This is a genomic window from Paucibacter sp. KBW04 (genome assembly GCF_003852425.1).
Taxonomy (GTDB): Bacteria; Pseudomonadota; Gammaproteobacteria; order Burkholderiales; family Burkholderiaceae_C; genus Paucibacter_A.
In genome coordinates, this window is sequence record NZ_QAJN01000001.1 from 544,606 (window position 1) to 561,076 (window position 16,471).

Sequence of the window (16,471 nt, forward strand, 5' to 3'; positions counted from 1 at the left end):
CGCATCCCGGCCTGGATTTTTGCTCTTTCGCTGTTGTTTCAAGCACGGCAAATGCAGCTCTGCAATGTCTTTGCAATCGATTTTCAGAATCACGGGTTTTTGCTTAGTTGCAATCGATTGCAAAACCAAGGGCTTGCATCCACAATCGATGCACGGTCACAGGCTTGGTGCACAGCGCTCCTCAGAAAGGGCGCAGGCGTGAAGCCGGATCTTGTTGAATTCCGTTCCGAACCCACGGCGCCGCACGAGCGCATCGCCCCAAAACTGCCTACGGAGACAAACCATGCAGTCACAAAAAACTTGCCACGCCTCAGCTCAAGCCCAAGCCCTGCGGGCAAGCCCCCTGGCTTTGGCCCTGGCCCTGGCCTTCACCACGATGGGCCAGGCGCAGGCGCAAGAAGCGGCGCCCGCGCCCTCGGCGACCTCGGCCGCCGAGGCCTCGCGCGACGCCCTCAAGCTGGACCAGGTGGTGGTGACGGGTGCCTCCACCCGCACGAGCAAGATGAAGCAGAGCTTGTCGGTCAGCAGCATGGATGCTGAGCAGATCAGCAAGGCCGGCGCCAGCAGCGCGGCCGAATTGCTGCGCTCGGTGCCGGGCCTGCGCTCGGAGTCCACCGGCGGCGAGGGCAATGCCAATATCACCGTGCGCGGCGTGCCGCTGTCGGCTGGCGGCTCGCGCTATGTGCAGTTCCAGGAAGACGGCTTGCCGGTGCTGCTCTTCGGTGACATCTCCTTCGGCACCTCGGACCAGTTCCTGCGTGCCGACTACAACACCGAACGCCTGGAAGTGGTGCGCGGCGGCTCGGCCTCCACCCTGGCCTCCAACTCGCCCGGCGGCCTGATCAACTTCATCAGCAAGACCGGCAAGGAAAAGGGCGGCACGATAGGCCTCACCGCCGGTCTGGACAGCAAGCTCTGGCGTGTCGACGCCGACTATGGCGGCAGTTTGGGCAATGGCACCAGCTTCCATATCGGTGGCTTCCAGCGCGTGGGCGAGGGTGGACGGCCCACCGGGCAAGATGTGGAGAAGGGCGGCCAGCTCAAGGCCAATATCACGCAGAAGTTCGACGCCGGCTATGTGCGCCTGAGCCTCAAGGCTCTGGACGACAAGACCCCGTCCTTCATGCCCGTGCCCGTCACCGTCAGCAATGGCAAGATCAACACCATCCCCGGCATCGACCCCCGCACCGCCTTCTTCATCACCCCCAGCCTGGCCTCGGACACGACTTACAACAAGGACGGTGGCAACACCACCACTTCAACGCGTGACGGCCTGCGCATCAAGAGCACGGCGATTGGTTTCGAGGCGGGCCTGGATCTGGCCGGCTTCAATGTGGAAGAAAAATTCCGCAAGACCGCCAACTCGGGCCGCTTCATCGCCCTGTTCCCGGCCGACAACGGCAAGGACGGCACAGCCAAGTTCTTCACCGGCACCTTGTTCAATACCTCGCTGGACAATTTCGACAACACCTTCAACGACCTCAAGGTCAGCAAGGCCTTCCAAGGTGATGGCTTCAAGACCACCCTGGTCGGCGGCCTGTTCTACGGTCAGCAGAATGTGGCCCAAACCTGGTTCTGGAACCAGTACAACCTGACCATGAGCGGTGAGCACTCGGTCGTGGTGGACGCCAATGGCAATCCCTCTTCGGCCCCGGTGGCCTCGGGCTGGCAGACCTGGGGTGGTTGCTGCACCCGGACCTTCAATGTCGAGTACACCGAGACCTCGCCCTATGTTGCCGCCACCCTGGAGATGGGCAAGCTGATCCTGGACGGCAGCCTGCGGCGCGACGAACAAAAGGCCAAGGGCTACACCTTGAGCGGTGACAACAGCAACAAGGTCTGGGACGCCGCCAGCAAGAAGAATGTGGACTACAAGGTCGCCCACACCTCTTACTCCCTGGGCGCCAACTACGCCTTCAGCAATGATCTGGCGGCCTTTGCTCGCGTCAGCAATGGCGTGTCCTTCAGCGCCGACCGCCTGCTCTACGGCAACCCCTTGGATGGCTCGGTGCCCATCAGCATCAACGAGATCGACCAGGTGGAAGGGGGCTTGAAGTGGCGCAGCCAAGGCATGAGCTTGTTTGCCACGCTTTTCAATGCGCGCACCAAGGAAAGCAATTACGAGGTGACGACGCAGAAATTCACCGCCAACAAATACGAGGCCAATGGCTTGGAGCTGGAAGCCGCCTATCAGCTGGGTGAGTTCCGCCTGGCCGCTGGTGCCACCTTCACCGACGCCAAGATCAAGGCCTCCAACGATGCCGCGACTGTGGGCAAGAAGCCGCGCCGCCAGGCCGATTTCGTCTACCAGCTCTCGCCCAGCTACAGCTTCGGTGCCTTCGATGTGGGCGCTGCCCTGATCGGCTCGGGCAAGTCTTACGGTGATGATGCCAACACCATCACCATGCCTGGCTACACCATCGTCAACGCCTTTGTGAACTACCAGTTCAACGACAAGCTGCAGCTCTCGGTGTCGGCCAACAATCTCTTCAACGCCCTGGCCTATACCGAGATCGAGGGTGATGGCCACGCGGCCCGCGCCTTCAACGGCCGCAGCGTTCGCGCCAGCCTCAAGTACAGCTTCTAAGGGCTTATGAGCCTCTTGTCTGAAGCCCTGGCGCCCGCCGGCGTGATGCTGGTCGGCGAGGCCCTGGTGGACGAGTTCCATGAGGGTAGCGTCGCCGGCGGTGCGCCTTTCAATGTGGCGCGTTCGCTGGCGGCTCTGGGCAGGCCCGCCATCCACTTGCTGACTCGCTTGGGGGCGGATGACGCGGCCGGCCAGCTGATTCTGCAAAGCCTGCGCCGCTTCGGCCTTGACGAAGCGGGTCTGCAATTCGATGCGACTCTGCCCACGGGTCGGGTCACGGTCAGTGAGCGGGCCGGCGAGGGCCATGTCTTCAGCATCCACGGCCCGGCGGCCTGGGATGCGCTGGAGTTGCTGCCGGCCCAGGCTCTACTCGAAGTGCTGAGTCCGCGTTTCTTCTACTTCGGCAGCTTGGCGCAGCGCGCCGAGCCTTCGCGGGCAAGCCTGCGAGCCCTGGCCGATCGTGCAGGGGAATTGGGGGCCATCCGCTACTTGGACCTGAATCTGCGCCCCGGCAGCAGCGAGCGCGAATTGGCGCAGCAGTCGCTCTTGCGGGCCGATTGGCTCAAGGTCAATGACCAGGAGCTGGCCCAGTTGTTGGCCTGGTTCGGCAGTGCCGCCGATGCCTTGTTGGACCCGCTGGGGCCCAGCTCTGCCTTGCGTGCGGCGGTACAGCAGCTGATGGCCCAGTTCGATCTGCAGCAGCTGATTCTTACCCGGGGTGGGGCGGGTTATGTCCTGTTCAACACACTTGGCCAGGTGCTGAGTGAGGGCCAGGGTCAGGTCTTGCCTGCGCTGGTGGATACGGTGGGCGCGGGTGATGCCTTCAGCGCCATGCTGCTGGCGGCCTTGCTGGGCGGGCATGCCATCGCCCCGGCCTTGGCTCTGGCCAACCAATATGCCGCGGCGATTTGCGCGGTGCGGGGCCCGATTCCGGCGGACGACGCCTTCTTCGCGCCCTGGCGCGCGGCAGTCATGGCGCAAGGAGCGCAAACGCGATGAGCGCAGCCAAACCCCGCCTGAGCTTTTGGCAGATCGTGAACATGAATGTCGGCTTCTTCGGCATTCAGTTCAGCTTTGGTCTGCAGCAAAGCAATATGAGCCCCATCTACAAATACCTGGGCGCCGACGAGGCCAGCCTGCCCTTGCTGTGGCTGGCCGGGCCGCTGACGGGCCTGCTGGTGCAGCCCATCATCGGCGCCTTGAGCGACCGCACGGTGACCCGCTGGGGCCGCCGCACGCCTTACTTTCTGATCGGTGCCCTGCTGTGCAGCCTAGGCCTGTTCCTGATGCCTAGCAGCCCCACGCTGTGGTTTGCCGCCGGCCTGCTGTGGATCTTGGACGCCGCCAACAACGTCACCATGGAACCCTACCGGGCCTATGTCAGCGACCGCCTGGATGAGTCTCAGCATGCCCAAGGTTTCTTGACCCAAAGCGCCTTCACCGGCCTGGCTCAAACGCTGGCCTACCTCACGCCCTCCATCATGGTCTGGCTGGGCATGGACAGGAATGCGCTCAATAGCAGCCACATCCCCCAGATCACCGTTGTGGCCTTTATGGTGGGAGCCTTGCTGTCCTTCAGCACCGTGGCTTGGTCGGTCTACAAGGTGCCTGAGCTGCCGCTCAGCGAGGCCGAGCAGGCTGAGTTGGCCGCCCGCCCGCGCGGCGTGTCCGCCACCTTGGCCGAGATTGCCCAGGCCTTCAAGGAGATGCCGCAGACCATGCGCCAGCTCTGGTGGATGAAGCTGTTCCAGTGGTACGGGATGATGTGTTACTGGATCTATATCGTGCCGGCCTTGGCGCAAAGCATGTTCGCGACCAGTGATGCCAACTCGGCCGGTTTTCGCGAAGCCGGTTTGCTGAACGGCCAGATCGGCGGCTTTTACAACTTCGTCGCCTTCTTCGCCGCCTTTGCCATGCTGCCCTTCACCCGCCGTTTCGGCGCGCAAAAGGTCCATGCCCTGTGCCTGACGCTGGCCGGCATAGGCATGTGGGCGATTCCCGAGATCAGCAATCGCTGGTTGCTCTTCGTGCCCATGCTGGGTGTGGGCCTGGCCTGGGCCAGCATCATGGGCAACCCCTATGTGCTCTTGGCCGGCAGCATCCCGCCGGAGCGGGCCGGGGTCTATATGGGCATTTTCAATATGTTCATCGTGATCCCCATGCTGATCCAGATGTTGACCCTGCCGCTGTTCTACCAGTCTTGGTTAGGCGGCCAGCCGGGCCATGTCATACGCCTGGCCGGGGTGCTGCTGGTCTTGGCGGCGCTGGCGGTCTTGCGGGTCAAGACGCACGCCGTGAATACCCAGTCTTGACCGACTTCTTTTCCAGATTCCATCTCAGGGGGCAGGCGCTGCCATGCAAAACAAAGTTCAACTGATCACCTACGTCGACCGCCTGGGCGGCGGCGGGGTCGCCGATCTCCGTCGGCTCTTGAGGGGGCCTTTGCAAGGCGTGTTTGGTGGTGTGCATCTGCTGCCCTTCTTCTATCCCATCGACGGGGCCGACGCGGGCTTTGATCCCATCGATCACACCCAGGTCGATCCGCGCCTGGGCGATTGGGCCGATATCCAGGCCTTGAGCCAGGATGTGGCGGTGATGGCCGATGTGATCGTCAACCATGTTTCGGCCGATTCCCCGCAATTTCAGGACTATTCGGAGAAGGGCGAGGCCTCGCGTTTTGCCGGGCTGTTTTTGAGCCTGGATTCGGTCTTCCCCCAGGGCGCCAGCGAGGCCCAGCTGCTCAAGGTCTACCGGCCCCGGCCGGGCCTGCCGCTGCGCTACACCACGCTGAAAAACGGGCAGAAGAAAATCCTCTGGACCACCTTCACCCCGCAGCAGCTGGACATCGATGTGCAGCACCCGGAAGGCCAAGCCTATCTGGAGGGCATCTTGCAACGCTTTGCCGATGCGGGCATACGCATGATTCGATTGGATGCGGCGGGCTATGCGATCAAAAAGGCGGGTGAGTCCTGCTTCATGATGCCCGAGACCTTCGCCTTCATTGCCGAGTTCGCCGCCAAGGCCCAGGCTTTGGGCATCGAGGTGTTGGTGGAGATCCACGCCTACTACAAGCGCCAGATCGAGATTGCAGCCCAGGTGGACTGGGTCTACGACTTTGCCCTGCCGCCCCTGGCCCTGCATGCCTTCTTCTTCCAGACGGCCGAGCCGCTCAAGCAATGGATTGCCCAGCGCCCGCGCAATGCGCTGAATGTGCTGGACACGCATGACGGCATCGGCATCATCGACATTGGCGCCGATAGCGCCGACCGTGCGGGCTCACCCGGCCTGGTGCCGCCGGCCGAGCTGGATGCGTTGGTGGAGCGCATCCATGCGAACAGCCAGGGGGAAAGTCGCAAGGCCACCGGGGCGGCCGCCTCCAATCTGGATCTCTACCAAGTCAATTGCAGCTTCTTCGATGCCATGGGCAGGGACGAGCGCGCGTATTTGTTGGCGCGGGCGCTGCAGTTCTTCCTGCCCGGCGTGCCCCAGGTCTATTACGTGGGCCTGCTGGCCGGCCATAACGATATGGATTTGCTGGCGCGCAGCAGTGTGGGTCGCGACATCAATCGCCATCACTACTCCCAGGATGAAATCGTTCGCGATCTGCAGCGGCCGGTGGTGCAAAAGCTCTTGCAGCTGATTCGCCTGCGCAATGAACATCCGGCTTTTGGTGGTGAGTTCCGCCTGCATGAGTCGGCCGCGCATGAGTTGAATATGAGCTGGCAGCTGGGCTCCCACCTGGCCAGGCTGAGTATTGATTTCCAGACCCTGGCCCATGAGGTTTCTTTCAGTGCTGAGCCAGGACAGGCCGATCTGAAGCTGCAGTACTGATGGCGCTCTGCGAACAGGCCCTAAGCCCGGTGTCAGCAAGAGGCCCAACAATGGCCGCATTCAAATTGTTTTGTAGAGGATGCGGATCATGTGGAAATTGCTCGTCGGCTTCGTCGCTTTTGCAGCCCTGGCCATGTTCATCTTGATGAAGAGCGGTGGTGACATCGATATGGGCGGCGAGAAGCACGATGTGGCCGGCCATGCCGAGCCCGCGGCTTCGGCCGCTGCATCGGCTGCGGCGCCCGCCGCCAGCGAGGCTGCGCCTGCAGCCAGCGCCCCTGCTTCGGCCGCTTCGATGTAATGTCTGTTCAGCAAGCCCGTTCCGCATTTGGCGGATTGGGTTGAGCCCAGGCAAAAGGCCCGCCGCTCTGTGAAGAGCGGCGGGCCTTGCGCTTTTTGGAGCTGGGTTTAGAAGCGGTAGCTCACGCCCACATTCCAGGCATCCATGGTGCGGCCATAGGTGCCCAAGTCGGGCAGATTGTTGTAGCGGGTCAACTCGGTGCGCACCGACCAGTCCTTGTTGATGGCGTAATCGGCGCCCAGGCCCACCTTGAAGCCGGCGGAGTTTTGATTGCCGGCACCGTCCAGGCCCGAGAAGTCGCGCTCGTAGTGAGCGCCGCCCAGGCGGCCGTAGACGCTGAACTTGTCGTTCACCGGCAGGCGGCCGATGGCGTCCAGCGAGTAGGCTGTGGTCTTGGCGTCGCTATCGCCGATGTGATGTTGGCCCAGCTTGTGGATGCTCAGTTCGGCGCCGAAGTATTTGTTGAACTGGTAGCCGCCGAAGATGCCGTAGGCGGTGTCGGTCTTGTCCAGACGCAGCTCGGGGCTGGTCGGGCTGCTCAGGTCATTGCGTGCTTGGCCAATGTCGGCACCGATGTAGAAGCCCTTGTTGTCGGCGTCCTTGCCGCCTGCGGCAAAGGCCGCACCGGTGCTGCCCAGGGCGAGGGCGATGGCGGCGCTAGCGCTGATGATGTTCTTGTTCATAGTTTGGCCTTTCATTGACTGTTCGCCATGGATTTGGCTTCGCTGCAGGAGGCTCCCGCCTTGGGGATCGCCTTCTTGCCGCGATGAAGTCATTCTTGGCCAAGCCTGGCGGCCTGTCAGTGCAAGCCCTGTACCGCTTGTGTGACGGTTGGTGACGAGGGAGGGAGGCCTTCGCCCCGGGGCTAGGGTTCAGCCCAAGGCGTCGCTGGTCGTGCTTCGCTGGGGTGCCACGCAAGGCATGCGTATCACCATGCGGGCCCCACTGCCGGGGCTGCTGAAAACCTCGATCTGCCCACCCAGCACATGGGTGACGATGTTGTGCACGATGTGCATGCCCAGGCCGGAACCACCCGTGCCTAGCTTGGTGGTGAAGAAGGGGTCGAAGATGCGGCGGCGTACCGACTCCTCCATGCCAATGCCGTTGTCGCTGATGCTCAGCTCCACCTCGGTGATGCTGAGGCGCTCGCAGCGCACCTTGACCTCGCCGCTCTCGCGCCCCTCGAAGCCGTGGACCAGGGCATTGATCAGCAGATTGGTCAGCACCTGGCCCAGGGAGCCGGGGTAGCTATTCATCATGATGCCTGGGCTCAGCTCTTCCTTGATGAGGTAAGGCGTGTGCTTGAAGCTGGGCTCCACCATCACCAGCACGTCCTCGACCACCTGGGCCAGATCGAACTCGCGGCGCAGATCGGTGGTCTGGTCGATCGCCACCTGCTTGAAGTCGCGCACCAGATCGGCAGCTTTTTGCACATTGCGCTGCAAGATGTCCTGGCCGCGGCGGGTGTCTCGCACCAGCTCTTCCAAGAGGCTGCGTCGCATGGGGGTGCTGCTGTTCAGCATCTCTTCCAGGCGGCGGTAGCGGTCTTCCAGCGAGGACACCACGGTCAGCGAATTGCCCAGAGGGGTGTTCAACTCATGCGCTACGCCGGCCACCAGGCGGCCCAGGGAGGCGAGCTTTTCTGACTCCACCAACTCGTGCTGGGCGGTCTTCAGATGCCCCAGGGCCTGCAGCAAATCGTCGTTGGCGCTGGTCAGCTCGACGGTGCGCTGCTCGACCTGATCTTCCAAGGTGTTGGCATGCAGGCGCAGGGCCTCAAAAGCCTCCAGCAGGGAGCGGCGCATGCGCTCCATGGCCGTGCCCACTCGGGCGATCTCATCGCTACCACCCAAATTAAGCGGCTTGTCCAGCTGGCCGGCCGCCAGCGCCTCGGCGGCCTGGGTCAGCTGGGTCATGGGGCGCAGCACCCGGCGCTGCATCACGGCCAGGATCAGCACCAGGGAGAAGGTCAGGGTGGCGATGCTGCGCCACAGCGTGCGCAGCATCTCCGCATGTTTGATCTCCAGCAGGGGGGCGGCGCTCATCTCCACCGTCAGCGAAGCGATCTGGCGGCCGTCGCGCATGACGGCGCGGGTTTCGGCCAGGGTCAGGTCTTGCTCGCCCGGAGCTTGTTCGCGGCTGTGCCTTTGGAAAGGCTCGGCCGTGGCGGGTTCCTTCACCAGCACCGAGACAAAGCGCGGGTCATCGAACTGGGCCTTGATCATGGGCTCGGCCAGATCGGGCGAGACCTGCCAGACCGGCTCGGCCAAGGACAGTGCCATCACCTCGGTGGTGCGGGCCAGATCGCGGCGCAAATCGTCCAGGGCGGTGCGGCGGGTGCGTTGGGCGTCGTACAGCAGCACCAAGGTGGTCGGCACCAGCAAGCCCAGCAAGAGAGCCAGCACGACGGCGAATCGCAGCGACGGGCGCATCTGCATCGCTCAGCTCCTCCGGCCCCGGCCTAGGCTGACACTCGCAGGCTGGGCATGGCAGCGGTTTTTGCAGGATCTGGGGGTGTTGGCGCTGTGGGTCGGTCTGAGCAGATAAGGCGTCATGGTGAACACGTTAACCCATGGAACACGATGTTTGCAGTGTAGGTGCAAGCATCGCAGAGGGTCATGTGTTGCTGCAACGCCGCTTTGTGGCCTCAATAAGTGGCATAAAAACGGTGGACCGAAGCTGCTGTCCTCAGGCCGCTCTTGCCTCCAGCACCGTCACGCAGTTGCGGCCGCAGTGCTTGGAGGCGTAAAGCGCCCGGTCGGCGCGCTCGTAGAAAGTGTTGGCGCTTTCGCCGGGCAGCCACTGGGTCACGCCCATGGAGATGGTGACGCGCTCGATGTCTTGGGCCACATTGCCACGGCGGATGCGGCCGGCCGCCACCGTGCTGCGCAGCTTCTCGGCCAGCAGCTGGGCCTCGCTGAGGCTGCAGGTGGGCAGCAGCAAGGCGAACTCCTCCCCGCCCACGCGGGCGGCCAGGGCCTGATCGGCCGCAACGTTCTTGAGCGTTTGCGCCACGATGCGCAAGACCTGGTCACCAAAGCCGTGGCCAAAGCTGTCGTTGATGCGTTTGAAGAAATCGATATCGCCCAGCACCAGGCAGGGCGCCTCTTGCTCCGATTCGCTGGGGCTCGCGCTCATGCAGGCGCTGAGCTGTTGGTCAAAAGCGCGCCGGTTGGCCAGGCCGGTGAGCGCGTCCGTCAAGGCCTCGCCTCGCGCTTTTTGCACCTCGTCGCGCAGGGTGGCGATCTCACGCTGGCTTTGTTCCAACTGGCTTTGCAAGACGCCCATGGCGCCGCGAATCTCCCGAGTGCCGCTGAGCAACTCCTGCAGCACCTCGTGATGGGTTTGCTGGCTGGGGCTGCCCAGCAACTGTTCCACCCAACTGGTCAAGGAGTTGTCGAAGCGGGCGGTTTCCTGGCCGGCCTCCGCGGCCGAGGCCGCCATCGAGTCCAGCACCCGCACCAGGCCTTCGCTGATCAGCTTGGACTCCTCGGCATCATTGCTGCTCAGGCTCTCACCGATGTGCTCGCGGTACAGCGCCCAGGTCTGGGCCTCATCCAGGGTGGCGCCCTGGGCGGTTTGCTTGAGCACGGCCTGGCTCAGGGCCGGGTTGCTGGCCCGTACGAACTCGTACCAAACGGCATAACTCACCGGGTGGAGGGCGGTGCGTTGGCGAGTCATCAAGGGCAGGGCGGCGCGCAGGTGTTCGGCGCTACGAGCAATGCTGTCGTGGTATCTCATCGAAGTCCTTCTGGCGCGGCTTTTCTTTACATCGCCGCTCATGGTCATGAGTGTCGGGCTCGAACTTGGAAGCCCGCTCGTCCGCAGGCCGCGTGGGCGCTGCGAACGAGCCATCCTCCAAGCCGGCCGCTGTTCTTTCTGATGTGACCGTCTACCCCTGACGTCTGGGCTATCGGCCGCTTGGCGGCGCAGGCAAGGGCTGAAAAGTGGCTCAATCGAAACAGGCCTGATATTTGTCAACTATTGCCGCTGCGCCAAGGCTTACGGTGTCGACTTGCCAATATTTTTCCCGGCGCCCCAGAGTCAATCCTGGCGCCTCGCGAGCTATGACACAGACCTGCATTGATCCCGATCTGGCCCCCTTGTTTGAGCGCAGTGGCCTGGCGCCGCTGATGATTCGCGGTCGGCGTTTGCTGCCCATCGTGCAGGGAGGCATGGGGGTGGGCGTGAGTGCCCAACGCCTGGCTGGTGGCGTGGCGGCCTTGGGTGGGGTGGGCACGCTCAGCTCGGTGGATTTGCGCCGCCATCACCCCGATCTGATGGCCCGCACCGAGGGCTGCAGCGCCGGCCCCGAGGCCAAGGCCTTGATCGACGAGGTCAATCTGATCGCCCTGGAGCGCGAGGTACGCGGTGCGCGTGAGCGCAGCGGCGGCCGTGGCCTGGTGGCCTTGAATGTGATGCGGGCGGTGTCCGAGTACGCGCCCTCCATCAAGCGTGCCCTGGAGGCCGGCATCGAGGCGGTGGTGGTGGGCGCCGGCCTGCCGCTGGACCTGCCGGATCTGGCGGCCGAGCATCCCGAGGTGGCCCTCATCCCCATCCTCAGCGACGCCCGTGGCGTGCAACTGATCGTGCGCAAATGGGAGCGCAAGAACCGTTTGCCCGATGCCATCGTGATCGAGCATCCGCGCCTGGCCGGCGGCCATCTGGGCGCGGCCAAGGTGGAAGATCTGAACGACCCGCGCTTTGATTTTGAGCGCGTCATTCCCGAATGCCTGGCCTATTTCGAGAAGGCTGGCATCGCCGGCAAGATCCCGCTGATCGCGGCCGGCGGTGTGCGCAGCTTCGAGGACATCCAGCGCCTGCAAGCCCTGGGCGCGGCCGGTGTGCAGCTGGGCACGCCTTTCGCTGTGACCACCGAATGCGACGCGCATCTGGACTTCAAGCGGGTGCTGGCCGAGGCGCGTGACGAGGACCTGGTGGAGTTCACCAGCGTGGCCGGCCTGCCGGCACGTGCCGTCGGCACACCCTGGTTGCGCAACTATCTGCGGGTGGCACCCAAGCTGCAGGCCGTGGCCCATGTCAAGAATCGCTGCACCAAGGCCTTTGACTGCCTGGCTCAATGCGGCCTGCGCGACGGCTTCAAGGACTGGGGCCAGTTCTGCATTGACAACCAATTGGCCGCCGCCCTGCGTGGCGATATGGCCAAGGGCTTGTTCTTCCGCGGCGCCGGTGCCCTGCCTTTTGGCGCCGAGATCCGTTCGGCGCGTGAGTTGATGCAGCGCCTGCTGGGCGCGCCTGCGTTGCCGCAGTCGGCTTGATTGCCGATTGACGAAGGCCCTGGCCCGGCGCGCTCAGGGCAGGGTCTCTAGAATGCGGAGCAATGTCATCTGCTCCCAACAAAGCTCTCTGGCCCGGCCTTCTGCTGGCGACCTTGGGGGCGATTGCCTTCTCGGGCAAGGCCATCATCGTCAAGCTGGCCTATCGTCACGGCGTCGATGCCGTCACCCTGATCATGTTGCGCATGGTGTTTGCGCTGCCGCTGTTCCTGATCTTGGCCTGGTGGGCCGGGCGCGGCAAGCCGCCGTTGACGGGGCGCGACTGGCGGGTGATCTTGGGCCTGGGCTTCTCGGGCTATTACCTGGCCAGTTATCTGGACTTCGCCGGCCTGGCCTATGTCAGCGCCAGCTTTGAGCGCCTGATTCTTTATCTCAACCCCACCATCGTCTTGTTCCTCGGCTGGCTGCTGTTCAAGCGCCGGGTCACCGGGCGGCAATTGATCGCTTTGGCGGTGAGCTATTCAGGCGTGCTCTTGGTGTTCGGCCAAGAACTGCATTTGCAAGGCGCCAATGTCTTGCTGGGTGCCGCGCTGGTGTTTGGCAGCGCGATCAGCTATGCGCTCTACCTTGTTTTCAGCGGTGAGGAGGTCAAGCGCCTGGGCGCCATGCGCCTGACCGGCCTGGCCACCACCGTGGCCTGCTTGCTGTGCATAGGCCAGTTCTTGCTGCTGCGGCCGCTGAGTGCTTTGCAGACGGTGGCGCCCGAGGTGATTTGGCTCTCGGTCTTGAATGCCACGGCCTGTACCTTTGCGCCGGTCTTGATGGTGATGATGGCGATCGAGCGAGTCGGGGCGACCATGGCCGCGCAGACCGGCATGATCGGTCCCATGTCCACCATTCTGATGGGCGTGCTGATTCTGGGCGAGCCCTTCACACCCTGGGTGGCGGCCGGCACCTTGCTGGTGATGGGCGGGGTGTGGTTGTTGACGCGTTGGAGGTGATGCGATGGATCTGGGACTGCAAGGGCGCTGGGCCCTGGTGTGTGCGGCCAGCAAGGGCCTGGGCCGGGGCTGTGCCGAGGCCCTGGTGGCCGAGGGCTGCCATGTGGTCATCACGGCGCGGGGTGCTGAAGCGCTGGCGGCCACGGCGGCCGACTTGCGCCGCCTCAACCCTGCCGTGCAGGTGCTGGCGGTGGCGGGCGATATCGCCACGCCCGAGGGCCGCGCTGCCGCGTTGGCGGCCTGCCCGCAGGTTGACATCCTCATCAACAATGCCGGCGGCCCGCCGCCCGGCGACTTCCGTGATTGGGACCGTGAGACCTGGCTGGCGGCGCTGGACGCCAATATGCTGGCGCCCATCGCCATGATCAAGGCGACGGTCGACGGCATGGCCGAGCGCGGCTTTGGGCGCGTGCTCAACATCACCTCGGGCGCGGTCAAGGCGCCCATCGATGTCTTGGGTCTGAGCAATGGCGCCCGTTCCGGCTTGACCGGCTTTGTGGCCGGCCTGGCGCGCCAGCCCGCCCTGGCGAGTCGCAATGTGACGCTCAACAATCTGCTGCCCGGCGCCTTTGACACCGAGCGTCTGCACAAGACGCTGGCCGCTGGCGGCGCCAAGTCCGGGCAAAGTGCTTCGGAGTTTGCGGCCAAGCGCCGCGCCGCCATCCCCGCCCAACGCTTTGGGACGGCGGCCGAATTCGGCGCGGTCTGCGCCATGCTGTGCAGCGCCCAAGCCGGCTATCTGACGGGGCAGAACCTCCTGCTGGACGGCGGCGCTTACCCCGGAGTTTTCTGAGTTCCCGGCCTGGCAAATTGACGCGATTCGCCCGCGCGTCCTACTTTTTGGGGAGAGGGCGAACCAGGCCCGAAATTCCTTCAGGCTTTGGCACAATCGCGGCCGGACCCAGGCTTTGAAAAGAAAGAACTCAGATGTTGATCAAGTCATTTCGGATTGCGGGCATAACGTCTATTTTGCTTGGCATCTTCAGCGGCCAGGTGTTGGCCGAGGAGACCTCCTCCACGGTGGAGAAGTGCAGCAAAAAGCTGGGTGTGATGGCGGTGGTGGAGCCGCAGATCGGCTGGGCTCATCTCTCGCAATACGGTCTGGGTTCGCCTTCGGCCTTGCTGCGCATGATGATTCAGCAATCGGGTTGCTTTGATGTGGTGGAGCGCGGCGTGGCCATGCAAAACCTGCAGCAGGAACGCGCCCTGGGCCAAAGCGGCGAGCTGCGCGATGAGTCCAATGTGGGCAAGGGCCAGATGCAGGCGGCCGACTTTGTCATGACCCCCAATGTGCAGGTCGCAGCCTCCGACACCGGCGGCATCGGCGGCGCCTTGTTCGGGCGCCTGGGCGTTTTGGGCGCCATCGCGGGCGGCCTCAAATTCAAGGAAGCGTCGACCAGCCTGATGGTGGCCGATGTGCGCTCCAGCATTCAGGTCGCTGCGGCCGAGGGCAAGGCGACCAAGACCGATTTCGGCATCGGCGGCTGGGGTTACGGCGGCGGCGCGCTGGGCGCAGCGGGCGGCTACACCAAGACGCCCGAGGGCAAGATGGTGGCGGCCAGCTTGCTGGACAACTACAACAAGATCGTGCTGGCCATCCGCGACCAGCCGCAGCTGATCAAGACCAGCAGCGCCGCAGGCGACGCCAATGCGGCCGCTTCGACCAAGGCCGAGGCGCCCCAGGTGGCCGGCCAGATGCTGGCCCCCAAGATCGCCAATGTGAAGGCCTATGAGCAGGCTTCGCGCGACAGCAAGGTGGTCGCCACGCTGCAGCGCTCGGACGAATTGGTCGCGACCGGCGAGGTCAAGAACGGCTTTGTGCGGGTGGACGCCGCCAACTTCAGCGGCTGGGTGCAGCGCACGCTGGTCGGACCTTCCAACGGGGTCAGCAGTTCAGCAGCGCCTCAGGTGATGCCTGTTCAGCCGGTGCAGCCGGTGGGTATCTACGGCAATTTCGGCGGCAGCTTTAGCGGCAGCGACCAAGGCACGTTTACCGTGAGCGTGGGCGCCAACGGCCAGGTCAGCGGCACAGGCTATTCGCAGCAGACGGGGCAGTTTGGCGTGAACGGGCGGGTGGATGCTTCGGGCAATGTCAACCTGGCTGCACATGGCACGGCCGGCGCGGCCCTGTTTACCGGCCGTATCGATGGACAGACCGGCCTGGTCTCGGGCACCTGGCGCTACACCGGGCGCATCCAGGGCGGTGGCAGCTTCAGCGGCCAACGCCAGTAAACAGATGCCCGTTCGCGGGCAGAAAAGACAAAACCCTGGCAGGATGGCCCGGTTTCGCAAACGCTGCGGAACCGGGCTTTTTTCCGTTTCCTCCCCATGTTTCGATTGCAGGAGTAGCCACCCATGACCAGTACCTGGACCTCGACCGAGCAAGTGGTTCGCATCAACGCCCCCGGCGGGCCCGAGCAGATGCAGCTGGTGGCTGTGGAGACCGGCATGCCGGGTGTAGGGGAAGTGCGGCTGCGCCACAAGGCCTGCGGCCTCAATTACATCGACATCTATCACCGCAGCGGCGTCTACCCCCTGCCCATGCCCGCCACCCTGGGCATGGAGGGCGCGGGTGTGGTGGAGGCGGTGGGCGAGGGTGTCACGCATCTGGCGGTGGGCGACCGGGTGGCCTATGCCAGCCCGCCGCCCGGGGCCTATGCCACGGCGCGGGTGCTGCCCGCCCGCTCGGTCTGCAAGCTGCCCGACAGCATTGATTTCGAGACCGGCGCGGCCATGATGCTCAAGGGTTTGACGGCCCAGTACCTGCTGCGCCGCACCTTGCCGCAGGGAGGTTTACAGGCCGGCGATGCCGTTCTCTTCCACGCCGCCGCTGGGGGTGTGGGCCTGATCGCCTGCCAATGGGCCAAGGCCCTGGGCCTGCGTCTGATCGGTACGGCCGGCTCGGATGAGAAATGCGAGCTGGCCTTGCAGGCGGGTGCGGCCCACGTCATCAACTACCGCCGCGAGCCCGATTTCGCGGCCCGCGTGCGTGAGTTGACCGAGGGCCATGGCGTCAAGGTCGTGTATGACTCGGTGGGGGCCGACACCTGGGAGGGCTCGCTGAACAGCCTGGCGCCTTTCGGCCTGCTGGCCAGCTTTGGCAATGCCTCGGGCGTGGTGCCGCCGCTCAATCTGGGCCTGCTCTCGGCCAAGGGCTCGCTTTATGTGACCCGGCCCACTTTGTTCACCCATCTGGCCACCCGAGAGGCCAGCCAGGCGATGGCGGATGAGCTCTTTGCCATGGTGGCCAGCGGGGCGATCAAGATCCCGGTGGAGCAGCGCTATGCCCTGAGCGATGTGGTGCAAGCCCACCGCGAGATGGAGGCGCGCAAGACCACGGGCTGCAGCGTGCTGCTTGCCTAGTGGCCTGCAACGCTGAAATCGGCAGCGTCCTTGCTCGCGATATGAGCCGCCTGGCCGCGTTGCAAATGCTCGCGATGCCGCTGGGCATCGCTGTGCTTTGCGCCTTACCATGCAGCCCATCTCGCAAGCCTTTCCACTCCCATTTCAACGT

13 protein-coding genes are annotated in these 16,471 nt (G+C 64.1%); 10 read left to right on the top strand and 3 right to left on the bottom strand.

What is annotated here, in order from left to right; all coding sequences use genetic code 11:
- Positions 1-283: 283 nt before the first annotated feature.
- From DBR47_RS02455 to DBR47_RS02475, 5 genes are all read left to right on the top strand, one after another.
- Positions 284-2,587 carry a TonB-dependent siderophore receptor gene (locus tag DBR47_RS02455; RefSeq protein WP_124446483.1) on the top strand — a complete coding sequence of 768 codons (2,304 nt, stop codon included), beginning with the start codon at positions 284-286 and terminating at the stop codon, positions 2,585-2,587.
- A 6-nt stretch (positions 2,588-2,593) separates the two neighbouring features.
- Positions 2,594-3,586 (top strand): PfkB family carbohydrate kinase, encoded by a 993-nt coding sequence (locus tag DBR47_RS02460; protein ID WP_124446485.1) that lies wholly within the window; start codon positions 2,594-2,596, stop codon positions 3,584-3,586.
- A complete protein-coding gene (locus DBR47_RS02465) occupies positions 3,583-4,899 on the top strand; it encodes an MFS transporter (protein ID WP_124446487.1) in 1,317 nt (438 codons plus the stop codon). The genes DBR47_RS02460 and DBR47_RS02465 overlap by 4 nt, the downstream gene beginning before the upstream one ends.
- A gap of 43 nt (positions 4,900-4,942) precedes the next feature.
- Complete coding sequence (gene gtfA / locus DBR47_RS02470) at positions 4,943-6,418, top strand: sucrose phosphorylase (RefSeq protein ID WP_124446489.1); 1,476 nt, start codon at positions 4,943-4,945, stop codon at positions 6,416-6,418.
- Between the two features lie 88 nt (positions 6,419-6,506).
- Positions 6,507-6,719, top strand: coding sequence for a hypothetical protein (locus DBR47_RS02475; RefSeq protein WP_124446491.1), 213 nt, complete (start codon positions 6,507-6,509; stop codon positions 6,717-6,719).
- 107 nt (positions 6,720-6,826) lie between these two features.
- Here the strand turns inward: DBR47_RS02475 and DBR47_RS02480 are convergent, their stop codons facing one another.
- The 3 genes from DBR47_RS02480 to DBR47_RS02490 all read right to left on the bottom strand — a co-directional run bounded on the left by DBR47_RS02480 (position 6,827) and on the right by DBR47_RS02490 (position 10,460).
- Positions 6,827-7,402 carry an outer membrane beta-barrel protein gene (locus tag DBR47_RS02480; RefSeq protein WP_197046822.1) on the bottom strand — a complete coding sequence of 192 codons (576 nt, stop codon included), beginning with the start codon at positions 7,400-7,402 and terminating at the stop codon, positions 6,827-6,829.
- 189 nt (positions 7,403-7,591) lie between these two features.
- Positions 7,592-9,157, bottom strand: coding sequence for a sensor histidine kinase (locus tag DBR47_RS02485; protein ID WP_124446495.1), 1,566 nt, complete (start codon positions 9,155-9,157; stop codon positions 7,592-7,594).
- 250 nt (positions 9,158-9,407) lie between these two features.
- Positions 9,408-10,460, bottom strand: coding sequence for a GGDEF domain-containing protein (locus DBR47_RS02490; protein WP_197046823.1), 1,053 nt, complete (start codon positions 10,458-10,460; stop codon positions 9,408-9,410).
- Between the two features lie 392 nt (positions 10,461-10,852).
- Between DBR47_RS02490 and DBR47_RS02495 the strand changes: the two genes are divergently transcribed.
- From DBR47_RS02495 to DBR47_RS02515, 5 genes are all read left to right on the top strand, one after another.
- On the top strand, positions 10,853-11,998 hold the full coding sequence (locus tag DBR47_RS02495; protein ID WP_231512106.1) for a nitronate monooxygenase family protein: 1,146 nt from the start codon (positions 10,853-10,855) through the stop codon (positions 11,996-11,998).
- Positions 11,999-12,060: 62 nt separating this feature from the next.
- A complete protein-coding gene (locus tag DBR47_RS02500; protein ID WP_124446501.1) occupies positions 12,061-12,957 on the top strand; it encodes a DMT family transporter in 897 nt (298 codons plus the stop codon).
- Positions 12,958-12,961: 4 nt separating this feature from the next.
- Positions 12,962-13,750 carry an SDR family oxidoreductase gene (locus DBR47_RS02505; protein ID WP_124446503.1) on the top strand — a complete coding sequence of 263 codons (789 nt, stop codon included), beginning with the start codon at positions 12,962-12,964 and terminating at the stop codon, positions 13,748-13,750.
- 134 nt (positions 13,751-13,884) lie between these two features.
- Positions 13,885-15,189: a CsgG/HfaB family protein gene (locus DBR47_RS02510; protein WP_124446505.1), complete on the top strand. Its 1,305-nt coding sequence runs from the start codon at positions 13,885-13,887 to the stop codon at positions 15,187-15,189.
- Between the two features lie 123 nt (positions 15,190-15,312).
- On the top strand, positions 15,313-16,320 hold the full coding sequence (locus DBR47_RS02515; RefSeq protein WP_124446507.1) for a quinone oxidoreductase: 1,008 nt from the start codon (positions 15,313-15,315) through the stop codon (positions 16,318-16,320).
- Positions 16,321-16,471 lie beyond the last annotated feature (151 nt).